General features: G+C 64.4%; 13 protein-coding genes. 8 read left to right on the forward strand and 5 right to left on the reverse strand.

Annotation, left to right across the window (positions count from 1 at the left end; translation table 11 throughout):
* Positions 1 to 96: 96 nt before the first annotated feature.
* Entirely contained in the window at positions 97 to 636 is a 540-nt protein-coding gene (locus PSV38_RS08195; protein WP_300546458.1) for an outer membrane beta-barrel protein, read from the forward strand.
* Between the two features lie 83 nt (positions 637 to 719).
* Entirely contained in the window at positions 720 to 2945 is a 2226-nt protein-coding gene (locus PSV38_RS08200; protein WP_300546460.1) for a patatin-like phospholipase family protein, read from the forward strand.
* 9 nt (positions 2946 to 2954) lie between these two features.
* Here PSV38_RS08200 and PSV38_RS08205 read toward each other — a convergent pair whose 3' ends face one another.
* From PSV38_RS08205 to PSV38_RS08215, 3 genes are read right to left on the reverse strand one after another with little or no spacing between them, the layout of a single operon-like run.
* On the reverse strand, positions 2955 to 4061 hold the full coding sequence (locus tag PSV38_RS08205) for a chemotaxis response regulator protein-glutamate methylesterase (protein WP_300546462.1): 1107 nt from the start codon (positions 4059 to 4061) through the stop codon (positions 2955 to 2957).
* Between the two features lie 15 nt (positions 4062 to 4076).
* Positions 4077 to 4781: a chemoreceptor glutamine deamidase CheD gene (gene cheD / locus PSV38_RS08210; RefSeq protein WP_300546463.1), complete on the reverse strand. Its 705-nt coding sequence runs from the start codon at positions 4779 to 4781 to the stop codon at positions 4077 to 4079.
* A gap of 13 nt (positions 4782 to 4794) precedes the next feature.
* A complete protein-coding gene (locus PSV38_RS08215; protein WP_300546465.1) occupies positions 4795 to 5634 on the reverse strand; it encodes a CheR family methyltransferase in 840 nt (279 codons plus the stop codon).
* Between the two features lie 267 nt (positions 5635 to 5901).
* Between PSV38_RS08215 and PSV38_RS08220 the strand changes: the two genes are divergently transcribed.
* The 3 genes from PSV38_RS08220 to PSV38_RS08230 are packed head-to-tail and all read left to right on the forward strand — an operon-like array spanning position 5902 to position 7837.
* Positions 5902 to 6630, forward strand: coding sequence for a GGDEF domain-containing protein (locus tag PSV38_RS08220; RefSeq protein WP_300546926.1), 729 nt, complete (start codon positions 5902 to 5904; stop codon positions 6628 to 6630).
* 8 nt (positions 6631 to 6638) lie between these two features.
* A complete protein-coding gene (locus PSV38_RS08225; RefSeq protein WP_300546467.1) occupies positions 6639 to 7448 on the forward strand; it encodes a MinD/ParA family protein in 810 nt (269 codons plus the stop codon).
* 29 nt (positions 7449 to 7477) lie between these two features.
* Positions 7478 to 7837, forward strand: a complete 360-nt coding sequence (locus PSV38_RS08230; protein WP_300546928.1) for a group II truncated hemoglobin — start codon at positions 7478 to 7480, stop codon at positions 7835 to 7837.
* Between the two features lie 7 nt (positions 7838 to 7844).
* Here the strand turns inward: PSV38_RS08230 and PSV38_RS08235 are convergent, their stop codons facing one another.
* Positions 7845 to 8579 (reverse strand): Smr/MutS family protein, encoded by a 735-nt coding sequence (locus tag PSV38_RS08235; RefSeq protein ID WP_300546468.1) that lies wholly within the window; start codon positions 8577 to 8579, stop codon positions 7845 to 7847.
* Positions 8580 to 8617: 38 nt separating this feature from the next.
* Complete coding sequence (radC, locus tag PSV38_RS08240) at positions 8618 to 9286, reverse strand: DNA repair protein RadC (RefSeq protein WP_300546469.1); 669 nt, start codon at positions 9284 to 9286, stop codon at positions 8618 to 8620.
* A gap of 91 nt (positions 9287 to 9377) precedes the next feature.
* Here radC and PSV38_RS08245 point away from each other — a divergent pair, with 91 nt between their 5' ends.
* Genes PSV38_RS08245 through serS form a run of 3 tightly spaced genes read left to right on the forward strand, consistent with a single transcriptional unit; the run spans position 9378 to position 12147 of the window.
* Positions 9378 to 9842, forward strand: a complete 465-nt coding sequence (locus PSV38_RS08245; RefSeq protein WP_300546470.1) for an FKBP-type peptidyl-prolyl cis-trans isomerase — start codon at positions 9378 to 9380, stop codon at positions 9840 to 9842.
* Positions 9842 to 10822, forward strand: a complete 981-nt coding sequence (gene ispH / locus PSV38_RS08250; RefSeq protein WP_300546472.1) for a 4-hydroxy-3-methylbut-2-enyl diphosphate reductase — start codon at positions 9842 to 9844, stop codon at positions 10820 to 10822. The genes PSV38_RS08245 and ispH overlap by 1 nt, the downstream gene beginning before the upstream one ends.
* Positions 10823 to 10848: 26 nt before the next feature.
* On the forward strand, positions 10849 to 12147 hold the full coding sequence (serS, locus tag PSV38_RS08255; protein ID WP_300546473.1) for a serine--tRNA ligase: 1299 nt from the start codon (positions 10849 to 10851) through the stop codon (positions 12145 to 12147).
* Positions 12148 to 12150: the final 3 nt, after the last annotated feature.

A 12150-nucleotide genomic window follows, 5' to 3' on the forward strand; every position in this document is an offset into this window, starting at 1 on the left:
CTGGGGAGCAGCCTCGCGCAAGGGAAGAACGCCGCAGGCTTACCGCTTACGTTGCTGTTCTTCCAACGATCACGGGATTGACCAATGAAAAATTTGATGTCTGTTGCTGCTTTTGCAGCCATGACGATGTTTGCCGGTGCCGCATCGGCCCAAGCCTATGTGGGCGGCACGGTGGGTTTCAGCAACTTCAGCGTTGACTGCCCTGGCGGCACCAGTTGTGATACGCAAGACACCGCGTTCAAGGTTTATGGTGGTTTCACCGTCGCGCCTCACATCGCCATCGAAGTGGCCTACATCGACTTCGGCAGCACCACCAGCCGCACCAACCTTGCCTCGCTCAACTACTACACCGTTGACAGCTCGGCGCTGATTGTCAATGGCGCCTACCGTTGGGATTTCTCCCCCAAGTGGGCCGGTGTTGCTCGTTTGGGCCTGGCCAGCGTCAGCACGGACATCAGCGGCCTGGTGGGCAGTGACTCCGACAGCTCCATCAACCTGTACGCCGGTTTTGGCATTGAATACGCCGTGGCCAAGAACCTCAAGATCGTGGGCGCAATCGACCTGACTTCGTTTGAAGTCGGTGGCAGCGATGGCGCGCTGAACGCTGTCTCTGGCGGCGTGCAATTCTCGTTCTGAGCTTGCGCTGACCCTGGTCCGACACCCTGCACAATGGCTGCATGAAGCAGCGTTGTGCAAAACAGATTCTCACCGGGTGTTGGATGCTGGCCTGGCTGGTGCCGCTGACGTGCGGTGCCCAGCCAGTCGGCTCCCCCGCTTTCCCCGCTGAAGAAATCCGCCCCCGCATTGGCCTGGTCTTGTCCGGTGGCGGTGCGCGTGGCCTGGCCCATGTGGGCGTCCTCAAGGTGCTGGAGCGCGAACGCATCCCCGTCGATGTGATCGCGGGCACGTCCATGGGCGCCATCGTGGGCGGCCTGTATGCCAGTGGCCTGTCGGCTGAACAAATCGAGGCTGAAGTGCTGCGCCTGGATTGGGGCAATGTGTTCGCCAGCCGGGTAGACCGGCGCGAGTTGTCGCAGCGGCGCAAGGAGCAGGACTTCGAGGTCTCGCCCCTGATCGAAGTGGGCATTGATGCCACCGGGCTGAAGGCCCCACTGGGCCCCGTCTCCAGTCGTGGCCTGGAGTCGCACCTGCGGCGCATGACCCTGCCTTCGCGGCAGTTCACCAATTTCGATCAATTGCCCACGCCCTTCCGCGCGGTGGCCACCGACATGGAAACCGGCAAGCCCGTCATCCTGGGCAGCGGTGATCTGGCCACGGTGTTGCGTTCCAGCATGTCAGTGCCGGGCGTGTTCGCGCCGGTCGAGGTCGATGGCCGCATCCTGGGCGATGGTGGGCTGGTCAACAACACGCCGGTCGATGTGGCTCGGGACATGGGCGCCGAGCGCCTCATCGTGGTCAACATCGGCACGCCTCTGTCCAAGCGCGACACGCTCAATTCCTTCACGGGCGTGACGGCGCAGATGATCAACATCCTGACCGAGCAGAACGTGCAGCGCAGCCTGCAAAGCCTGAAGCCCGACGATGTGCTGATCGCGCCCACGCTGGACAACCTGAGCTCTGCCGACTTCGAGCGCGGTGCCGAGTTCGTGGCCCTGGGCCAGTTGCAGGCCGAAGCGCTGGTGTTGCGCATGCAGGACCTCAAGCTCAGCGAAGCCGACTACGCCCGCTGGAAGGCCCGCCGCCAGCAGAAGATCACACCACCGGCGCCCTTGAGCTTCGTCCGCTTTGAAGGCAGCAAGCAGACCAAGCCCGAGAGCCGTGATGACATCCTGGAAAGCCGGGCCGGCGAGACCTTCAACATCGCCAAGGCCGAGCGCGATGCGACGCGGCTGGCGGCCACCGGTGATTACCTGCGTGCCGACTACCGCCTGGTGCGCACACCGGAGGGGGCTGAAGGGCTGGTGTTCGATCTGGAGGACAAGCCCTGGGGCCCCAACTACCTGCAAATTGGCCTGGACTTCAGCGCCGACAGCCGGGGCCGCAGCCTGTTCAACCTCAAGCTGGTGCATAACCGCCATTGGCTGGACGAGCATGGCAGCGAGTGGCGCAACTTTTTGAAGGTGGGCACCTCGCCCGCGCTGGGCACCGAGTGGTACCGGCCCATGGATTGGAAGCTGCCTGATGGCCTGCGCGGCTTCGTGTCGGCCTCGGCGTCGTTGCAAGGGCGGCGCCTGTCCTTGCGCGATGACCCCGAAGGGCCCTTGTCGGCGCTGCTTGAGCGCAGGCGACGCAATGTGACCCTGGATGTGGGCACCACCTGGCGCGAGTTGGGCGAGGTACGCCTGGGCTGGGTGGACGATGCCTACCGCGATGATCCTGATCTGGCCTTGGCCAGCTACGCCGGTCCCACATCCACCTTGCGCTGGACCGAGCGCGGCTGGCACCTGGGCGCCGTGTTCGATCAACTGGACCACGCCTTTTTCCCCACGCATGGTTGGCGTGTGGAAGCCAACTGGATGCAAGGTCGCAGCTTCGGCCGTGGCCAGGCCGAGACCGGCAAGGTCAACCACTTCGAGGCGCAGGCGCAAGGTGCCTGGTCCTGGGGTGCGCACACCCTGAGTGCTTACAGCCGCGTCGGGCTGTCCGATGGGGCGCAGCAGCTGACGCCGCGCTATGGCTTGGGCGGCTTCCAGCAGTTGTCGGGTTACGAGCCTTTCCAGGTGAGCGGCTCGCAAATGGGCTTGTTGCGATTGGGATACCAACAGCGCGTGGCCAATTTATACCTGACGCGGGGCCTGGTGGTGGGCACCAGCGTGGAAGTGGGCAATGCCTGGGACCGCCCCTCTGACCGAGGCGATGGCCAGTTGCGCAAAGGCATGAGCCTGTACCTGGGCGCAGACACCGCCTTCGGGCCGGTGTACAGCGCCGTGGTCTACAGCCCGCGCGTGGGGTCCACCTTGATGGTCTTCGTGGGCCGTCCTTAGGCCCCAGGTTCAGACGCGGCTGAGGGCCGGTCCAGCGGTGGCGCGCAGGTGGTCCATCAAGTGGCCGGTGATCTTGGTCAGGGGCAGCACTTCTTGCACGGCACCCGCCGCGATGGCTTCGCGCGGCATGCCGAAGACCACGCAAGTGGCCTCGTCCTGGGCCACGCAGTAAGCGCCGGCATCGCGCATCTCGCGCATGGCGGTCGCGCCATCGGCGCCCATGCCGGTCAGCATGATGCCCACGGCGTTGGGGCCGACCACGCGGGCGGCTGATTTGAACAGCACTTCCACGCTGGGCTTGTGGCGATTGACGGGGTCGCCGTCCTGCACCCGGGCCAGGTAGTTGGCACCCGAGCGTTCCACGCTGAGGTGCATTCCGCCGGGCGCGATGTAGGCATGGCCGGGCAGGATGCGTTCGCCATCCACGGCCTCTTTCACGCTGATCTTGCACAGCCCGTCCAGGCGCGCCGCGTAATTGCGCGTGAAGCCGGGCGGCATGTGCTGCGTGATGACCACGGCGGGCGAATCCGCCGGCAGTGTGATCAGCACTTCCTTGGTGGCTTCGGTGCCGCCCGTGGAGGCGCCGATGAAGATGATTTTTTCCGTGGACAAGCGGCCCAGACTGGCCGACACCGGGCGAGCGACCGCCTTGGGATCTTGGCCTGGCGCGGACCCGGTGGCAGCGCCACTGGCTGGCACATGCAGGCGGTTGATGCGCGCCTTGGAGGCGATTCGGATCTTGTCGGTGATGTCGTCCTGCAGTTGCCGCAGTCCATCGGCCACGCCGATCTTGGGCTTGGCCACGAAGTCGATGGCCCCCAGCTCCAGGGCCTTCAAGGTGACTTCGGCACCGCGCTCGGTCAGCGTGGACACCATCACCACGGGCATGGGCCGCAAGCGCATCAGCTTGGCCAGAAAGTCGATGCCATCCATGCGCGGCATTTCCACGTCCAGCGTGATGACATCGGGGTTGAGGTTGCGGATCATCTCGCGCGCCACCAACGGGTCGGCGGCCGCGCCGATGCATTCCATGTCGGGCTGGCGGTTGATGATCTCGGTCAGCAGGCTGCGAACCAGCGCCGAATCATCGACCACCACCACTCGTGTCTTTGCCATTGTTGTGCTCCCTGCTCAGAAAAGATCGATCGAACCACCGGCCGCGGCAGGGGCGGCGGCCTTTTGCGCGGCCAGGCGTTCCTGGGCCACGATGGCGTCCGGGTTGCTGGCGGCCAGGCGCTTGACCATGGCCTTGCCGCTTTGCGGAAAAAAGCACACCTTGCGCGGGTAGATGTCCATCACGTCTTTCGAGACGATGGGGATGCGCTCGGTCTTGAGGTAGTCCATCACGAAGGTGGTGTTGCGCTCGCCCACGTTCAGGCTGCTCATGCCGCTGATGACCGCCCCGCCTCCAAACACCTTGGCTTCCAGCGTCATCCGCGAAGCCCCCATCTTCAGCATCTCGTTGATCAGCAGTTCCATGGCGAAGGAGCCATAGCGGCCCGAGTCGCTGGCGCCGCCGCCGTTGTCGGGCAGCATGAAGTGGTTCATGCCGCCGATGCGGGCGTTGCGGTCCCACAGGCAGGTGGCAATGCACGAACCCAGCGTGGTCATGATGATGATGTCCTCGTCGTACACGAAGTACTCGCCGGGCAGGATCTTGACGGCCTCGTTCTGAAAGTGCGCATCGTAAAAAAAGAAGGATGCTTCACCCGGTTTGGTGACGCGCGCCTTCAAGGCGCCCAGGCGGTCCTTGCGGGCGGCGGCGGCACCTAGGCTGGCCGCGAAGCCGGGGGGCGGTGTGCCGGGGCGCAAGGCGCTGGAGGGAGTCGTGCTCATCATGGCGAATCCATCAAACCTTGTCGTAGACCGTCTTGCCGCGCAAGAGGAAGAGGTCACGCGATTCGGTGAAATTTTCTGAGTGGCCCACGAACAATTTGCCCTTGGGTTTCATGACCCGGTGGATGCGCTCCAGCACCTTGCGCTGGGTCGGCGCGTCGAAATAGATCATCACGTTGCGACAGAACACGATGTCGAAAGGTTCGCCCAACTGCCACTGCTCCTGCATCAGGTTGAAGGGCTTGAACTCGACCAGCGAGGCCAGCTCCGGTTTGACGCGCACCTGGCCCACGTTGGCGCCCTTGCCCTTGAGGAAGAACTGTCTCAGGCGTTGAGGGCTCAGGCCGCGCGCGTTGACGTCATAGGCACCCCGCGAGGCAGTGGCCAGCACATTGGTGTCGATGTCGCTGCAGATGATCTTGACGGGGGCGTGCAGGCCCACGGTCTCGGCCACGGTCATGGCCAGGGAATAGGGCTCTTCGCCGGTGGATGCGGCGCAGCACCAAATGCGGGTGGGCTGGGGGCCACGCGCGCTGAACCATTCGGACAGCACCTGGAAATGGTGCTCCTCGCGGAAAAACGAGGTCAGGTTGGTGGTCAGGCAGTTCACGAACTCCTGCCATTCCTGCTGGGCGGGCGCGCCGGAGGCACTTTCCAGCCACTGCAGGTATTGCTCGAAGGAGTTGTAGCCCGTGTCGCGCAGGCGGCGCGACAGGCGGCTGTACACCATGGCCTGTTTGCCATCGTGCAAGCTGATGCCAGCGCGTTGGTAAATCAGCGAACGCACCCGGGAGAAATCCTTCGCGTTGAAGGAAAACTCGCGGTCAGTGACCAAACCCATGGAATCCGACATAGAAGGCACTCTGGCAGGTTGCGTGAAATCAGCGGACGATCCGCTAGGGCGCCCCAGCTTGATATCGGCAAACAGGCCGCGTGCTTGAGGATGCGGGTGGTAACGGGGTTCAAGCCGTGGAGTTGGTCCCGGAAACCGTGTCTCATTGGCCCGTCACCCCGAGGCTCCCTGATAGACTGCCTCATGGATCTCTTAGCAGGCATGGAGTCGCCCATTACTTCCGATTTCGCCCCTTTAGCCGCCCTGGAAGGCTCGTTTTGCTCGGGCATGCGGCTGGAATCGGCGCTCAACCTGCTGGCCCAGGCTGGCTGGGGCCTGCCCGAAGGCCTGGCCGTGGGATCGCAGCCATGGCTGCAGTCGGTCGTCGATGGCCTGTGCGAAATCTCCAGCCGCGATGCGCTCACGGGCCTGTCCAACCGCCGCCTGTTCGAAGCCGCCATTGGCCGTGAAGTTGACCGTGTCGCCCGCATCGGCGAGCCCGCCTTGCTGCTCATGGTCGACATCGACCACTTCAAGAAAGTCAACGACACCCACGGCCATGCCGCTGGCGACGTCGTCATCCAGTCGGTGGCCGCATCCCTTCAAGATTGCGTGCGCCCCATGGACACCGTGGCCCGCATCGGCGGCGAGGAGTTCGCCATCATCCTGCCCAATTGCCCGCCCGCCTTTGGCCAGACCGTGGCCGAGCGCGTGCGCCACAAGGTGGCCACCTCGCCCGTGGTGGTGATTGGCGGGCAACAACTGTCGATCACGATCAGTATTGGTGGGGCGTTTGCGCCGCAGTGGGTCAGGTCGTCGGCCACCCTGTGGTGCGAGCGGGCCGACCAGCAGTTGTACCGCGCCAAAACCGAAGGCCGCAACCGTACCTGCCTGGAGATGCCGCCGCTCACGGTGGTCAGCGCCGAAGAGAAAAGTTTGTTATTTGCCGGATTTGCGCAATCTGGCTTCATTGACGACTTAGGTCCCATCGACTTTGTGCCGAAAACCACGGAATGACGGTCACCATGTCCAGCCCCACTTCCACCCCTGAAACGTCCAAGCCGGTTGCCACGCCCCGCCTGGCCCGCACCCTGGCGGTCACCAGCGGCAAAGGCGGCGTCGGCAAAACCTTCGTCAGCGCTAACCTGGCTGCCGCATTGGCCCGCCAAGGGCTGCGCGTGCTGGTGCTGGACGCCGACCTGGGCCTGGCCAACCTGGACGTGGTGCTCAACCTTTATCCCAAGATCACGCTGCACGATGTGTTCACCGGCAAGGCCCAACTGGAAGAAGCCATCCTGCCCGCGCCTGGTGGCTTCTCAGTGCTGCTGGCCGGCTCCGGCTTGGTGGAATATTCCCGCCTGACGCCCGAAGTGCGCGACCAACTGCAGCACATCATCGAGACCGTGTCGCCGCGCTTCGATGTGCTGATCATCGACACCGGCGCGGGCATCTCTGACGTGGTGCTGTACGCCGTCTCTCTGGCCCACGAGATCATCGTGGTCGCCACGCCCGAACCCACCTCCATGACCGACGCCTACGCCACCATCAAGGTGCTGTCGTCACAGCAATCGCGCGAGAGCCTGCACCTGGTGGTCAATCAGGTCAGCCGTGCTGGTGAAGGTCGCGCCATCTGCACCCAATTGCAAACCGTGGTGGATCGCTTTGTGCAAGGCCCCAACGGGGTCGTGCCCAAGCTCCATTTCCTGGGCGAGGTCCCGACCGACCCGGCTGTGCGCCAGGCCATCCAGAAGCGCCAGTTGCTGATGGAGCTGATGCCCGGCAGCCCTGCCGCCCAAGGCATCGTCCAGATCGCCACCAAGCTCACACCCCGGTGACCGCTGACGCCCGGACCCCCTATGACGTGATGGGTGGCGACGCGAAAGTGCGCGCCCTGGTCGACCGTTTCTACGACCTGATGGACCTGGAGCCTGCGTACAAGGACCTGCGCCAGGCCCATGGCACCACCCTGACCGATGCCCGGGACAAGCTGTACTGGTTCCTCAGCGGTTGGCTGGGCGGCCCCGATCTGTACGTTGAACAGTTCGGCCACCCGCGCCTGCGTGCCCGGCACCTGCCTTTTTCCATCGGCATCCTGGAGCGCGACCAATGGCTGGCCTGCATGTTCCAGGCGATGCAAGAGGTCGAGGTCAACCCCGTGTTGGCTGAACGGCTGGAGAAGTCCTTTTTCCAGACCGCTGATTGGATGCGCAACCAGGGCGTCTGACCCTCGCCTATCTGGTGGCTTTCAGGGCGGCTTTGGGTGTTTTTGGCGGGGCCGGGCTTTTGCCGCCCGAGTTGAGCAGCACCACCAGCGCGCCCGCGCCACCATCATCACCACGTGCCTGCACAAAGGCCAGCACCCGATCGCTTTGCACCAGCCAGCGGCGCACCTTGTCTTTCAGCACCGGCAGCTTGCCGGGCGATCCCAGGCCCTTGCCATGCACCACGCGCACGCAACGCCAGCCTTTGGTTTGGGCTTCGCGCAAGAACGCACCCACCCGCTCGCGGGCTTCGTCGGTGCGCAGGCCATGCAAATCCAGGTGGCCCTGCACCGCCCACACGCCACGCCGCAGCTTGCGGGTCACGTCCTGGCCCACTTCCGGGCGGCGGAAGGACAGTGAATCGTCGGTCTCCAGCAAGCTCTCGACGTCGAACTCGTCGGACAAGGATTCGCGCAGCACCGAAGCTTCATCTTGCTGGCGCAGCTTGGGGATGGGCGCCGGGCGCGTGGCGCTGGAACCCACCGCGCGCCCATTGGGGGCCATGGCGTAGACCGGCCCCACGGCGTGCTTGAACAGCGCTTGCTCCAGATCCTGGGCGCGCTGATCGGCCGCGCGCGCGGCGCGCTCGGCCTGTTCTTGCGCGAGCTTGATGGCCGCCTCTTTGGCGGCTTTTGTCAAAGCGCGCTTGAGGTCGGCAAAGTCGCTCAGAGGCGTGTTGGTGGAGGACTTGCGGGCTGGGCTCACGGTGCCTAGCCTACCTCAAGCCTGAGGCGGCTTTTAAATCACAGCAAACCGCGCTCCGCGAACGACAGCGCACCGCCTGCGCCCACCACGAAATGGTCCAGCACGCGCACATCCACCAAGGCCAGGCTGCTCTTGAGCGTTTGCGTGAGCAACTCGTCAGCGCGCGAGGGCTCCAGCACCCCCGATGGATGGTTGTGGGCCAGGATCACGCTGGCCGCGTTCAGCGCCAGCGCTCGTTTCACCACCTCACGTGGGTACACCGAAGTTTGGCTGAGGGTGCCCCGGAACATCTCTTCGCAAGCGATGAGCCGCTGTTGCGAATCCAGGAACATCACCGAGAACACCTCGTGGGGCAGGGCGCCGATGTGCATGCGCAAATAATCTTTCACCATTTGCGGCGAGGTGAACACCGGTTGCTCGCTCAACTCGCGGGTCATGGCGCGGCGCGCCAACTCCATCACCGCGATCAATTCCGAGCGTTTGGCCGGCCCCAGGCCCTTGATGCCAGACAGTTGCGCCGGTTGCGCCCGCAGCAGGCCTGACAATCCCCCCAGGTCATTCAACACTTTTTCTGCCAGTTGCAACACGCCCAGCCCTTGCAGGCCGGTGCGCAGCAGCAGGGCCAGCAGTTCGGTGTCTGCCAGGGCTTGTGGCCCCATGGACAGCATTTTTTCGCGCGGCCGAAGGGCGGCGGGAAGATCTTTCATGGAAACGTTCCCTGATTTGGTGAGTCAAACTTAAAATTGTCGTTTCTCCAAACTGAAAGCCCAATCCTCCTGAAGGGTGGGGCGCGCTTCCATGACCACAGTTGTGCCCACCGTCGTTCCCGGCTCCTTCCTGACCCTGCACTACCGCTTGGCGGGCCCCGATGGCGGCGACATCGTCAACACCTTCGCCGACAAGCCCGCCACGCTGTCCTTGGGATCGGGCGAGTTGTCGCCCGCGCTGGAGGCCCGCATGCTGGGCCTGCAAGAAGGCACCCGCACGGTGATCCAGCTCGACCCGGGCGAAGCCTTCGGCCCGCGCAACCCCGAGCTGGTGCAGCGCGTGGCCCTGTCGCTGCTGCGTAAGCTGGGCGACATGAACGAAGCCTGGGACGTGGGCGATGTGGTCCAGTTCCCTACGCCGGATGGCCAAGGGGCTTTTGCGGGCGTGCTGCGCGAAATGGGCCCGGCCGGCGAAGATTGGGCCGTGTTCGATTTCAACCACCCGCTGGCCGGCCAGACGGTCACCTTCGAAGTGCAACTGATCGGGGTTCTGTGATGAGCAAGCAGGTTGAAGATGTTTTGCTGGCCGAGCCCCGCGGCTTTTGCGCTGGTGTAGACCGCGCCATTGAAATCGTCGAGCGCGCGCTCGAGCAATACGGCGCACCCATCTACGTGCGCCACGAGATCGTGCACAACACCTACGTGGTCAACGACCTGAAGGCCAAGGGCGCCATCTTCATCGAAGACCTGGCCGACGTGCCACCCGGCGCCACCCTGATCTTCAGCGCCCACGGCGTCAGCCAGACCGTGCGCCACGAGGCCGACGAGCGCGGCTTCCAGGTGTTCGATGCCACCTGCCCTCTGGTCACCAAGGTCCACATCGAGGTGGCCAAGCTGCGCCGCGAAGGCTATGAGTTCGTGATGATCGGCCACAAGGGCCACCCTGAGGTCGAAGGCACCATGGGGCAACTCTCCGAAGGCATCTACCTGGTCGAAGACATCGACGACGTGGCCACCGTGCAGGTCACCACGCCCGACAAGCTGGCGGTGGTCACGCAGACCACGCTGTCGGTGGACGATGCCGCGGCCATCCTGGAGGCCATCAAGCAGCGCTTCCCCAACATCCGCGAGCCCAAGCGCCAGGACATCTGCTACGCCACCCAGAACCGGCAGGACGCCGTCAAGGTGCTCGCGCCCAAGGTGGACGTGGTCATCGTGGTGGGCAGCCCTACCAGCTCGAACAGCAACCGCCTGCGCGAACTGGCCGAGCGCCTGGGCACGCCCGCCTACATGGTCGATTGCCCTGGCGATTTGCAGGAAGCTTGGTTTGATGGCCGCCCGCGCGTGGGCCTGACCGCTGGGGCCTCCGCGCCCGATGTGCTGGTGCAGCAGGTCATCGCCCAGCTCAAGCAGTTGGGCGCCGTTTCCGTGCGCCGCATGCAGGGCGTGGAAGAATCAGTGCGTTTCCCACTGCCCAAGGGCTTGGGCGGCACGGGGCTTGACCGGCCCTTGCCCACGCAGCGCACCGCTCCTTAATTTCAGCTTCTTCTCATTGAACCAACATGCTTGACATCACCCTGCTGCGCAAAGACCTCGACGGCGTGTTGGCGCGCCTGGCCTTGCGCAAGAACCCCCAGCCCTTTCTGGACGAAGCCCGCTTCCGCACATTGGAGGCCGAGCGCAAGACCATCCAGTCGCGCACCGAAGAGCTGCAATCGCAGCGCAACAGCCTGTCCAAGCAGATCGGCGCGCTCAAGGGCAAGGGCGAAGACACCTCGGCCGTGATGGCCCAAGTGGGCGGTATCGGCGACGAACTCAAGGCCAGCGCCGAGCGCCTGGACGTGATCCAGTCCGAGTTGCAAGACCTGCTGCTGTCCCTGCCCAATCTGCCGCACGACAGCGTGCCCGTGGGCACCGACGAATCCGGCAACGTGGAAGTGCGCCGCTGGGGCACACCGCAGACCTACGCCTTCGAGGTCAAAGACCACGTGGACGTGGGCAGCCCGCTGGGCCTGGACTTTGAAACTGGCGCCAAGCTGTCGGGCGCCCGCTTCACCTTCTTGAAGGGCCCCATTGCCCGCCTGCACCGCGCACTCGCCCAGTTGATGCTGGACACCCAGACGCTGGAACACGGCTACACCGAGTGCTACACGCCCTACCTGGTGCAGGCCAAGGCGCTGCAGGGCACGGGCCAGTTGCCCAAGTTCGAGCAAGACCTGTTTCACGTCACCTCGGGCGATGGTGATGCCTCGGGCAGCAAGTGGTATTTGATCCCGACCTCGGAAGTGACCTTGACCAACTCGGTGGCCGACACCATCGTGCCGGTGGACCAGTTGCCCATCAAGCTCACCGGCCACACGCCGTGCTTCCGATCAGAAGCGGGCAGCGCCGGGCGCGACACGCGCGGCATGATCCGCCAGCACCAGTTCGACAAGGTCGAGATGGTGCAGATCGTGCACCCTGATCTCAGCTACGAAGCCTTGGACGCCATGGTGGGCCACGCCGAAGCCGTGTTGCAAAAGCTGGAGCTGCCTTACCGCGTGATGTCCCTGTGCACTGGCGACATGGGCTTTGGCGCCACCAAGACTTTCGACCTGGACGTGTGGCTGCCCGCGCAGAACGCGTACCGTGAGATCAGTTCGGTGTCGAACTGCGAGGCTTTCCAGGCGCGGCGCATGCAGGCGCGTTTCAAGAATGCGCAGGGCAAGAACGAGCTGGTGCACACGCTGAATGGATCGGGCCTGGCCGTGGGTCGCGCGCTGGTGGCCGTGCTGGAGAACCACCAGCAGGCCGATGGCAGCATCCGCATCCCGGCGGCACTGCGGCCCTACCTGGGCGGCCAGGAAGTGCTGAAACCTTGATGC

It is taken from the genome of Aquabacterium sp., from assembly GCF_029946005.1.
In the GTDB taxonomy this organism is placed as follows: Bacteria; Pseudomonadota; Gammaproteobacteria; order Burkholderiales; family Burkholderiaceae_C; genus Aquabacterium.

Bases quoted from the DNA above. Each gene is read 5' to 3' on its own strand.
- PSV38_RS08215 (WP_300546465.1), bottom strand. From the start codon at position 5,634: ATGTCGGATTCCATGGGTTTGGTCACTGACCGCGAGTTTTCCTTCAAC.
- PSV38_RS08230 (WP_300546928.1), top strand. From the start codon at position 7,478: ATGGGTGGCGACGCGAAAGTGCGCGCCCTGGTCGACCGTTTCTACGAC.
- ispH (WP_300546472.1), top strand. From the start codon at position 9,842: ATGAGCAAGCAGGTTGAAGATGTTTTGCTGGCCGAGCCCCGCGGCTTT.
- PSV38_RS08205 (WP_300546462.1), bottom strand. From the start codon at position 4,061: ATGGCAAAGACACGAGTGGTGGTGGTCGATGATTCGGCGCTGGTTCGC.
- PSV38_RS08245 (WP_300546470.1), top strand. From the start codon at position 9,378: ATGACCACAGTTGTGCCCACCGTCGTTCCCGGCTCCTTCCTGACCCTG.
- PSV38_RS08200 (WP_300546460.1), top strand. From the start codon at position 720: ATGCTGGCCTGGCTGGTGCCGCTGACGTGCGGTGCCCAGCCAGTCGGC.
- PSV38_RS08220 (WP_300546926.1), top strand. From the start codon at position 5,902: ATGCGGCTGGAATCGGCGCTCAACCTGCTGGCCCAGGCTGGCTGGGGC.
- radC (WP_300546469.1), bottom strand. From the start codon at position 9,286: ATGAAAGATCTTCCCGCCGCCCTTCGGCCGCGCGAAAAAATGCTGTCC.
- serS (WP_300546473.1), top strand. From the start codon at position 10,849: ATGCTTGACATCACCCTGCTGCGCAAAGACCTCGACGGCGTGTTGGCG.
- PSV38_RS08225 (WP_300546467.1), top strand. From the start codon at position 6,639: ATGTCCAGCCCCACTTCCACCCCTGAAACGTCCAAGCCGGTTGCCACG.
- cheD (WP_300546463.1), bottom strand. From the start codon at position 4,781: ATGAGCACGACTCCCTCCAGCGCCTTGCGCCCCGGCACACCGCCCCCC.
- PSV38_RS08195 (WP_300546458.1), top strand. From the start codon at position 97: ATGTCTGTTGCTGCTTTTGCAGCCATGACGATGTTTGCCGGTGCCGCA.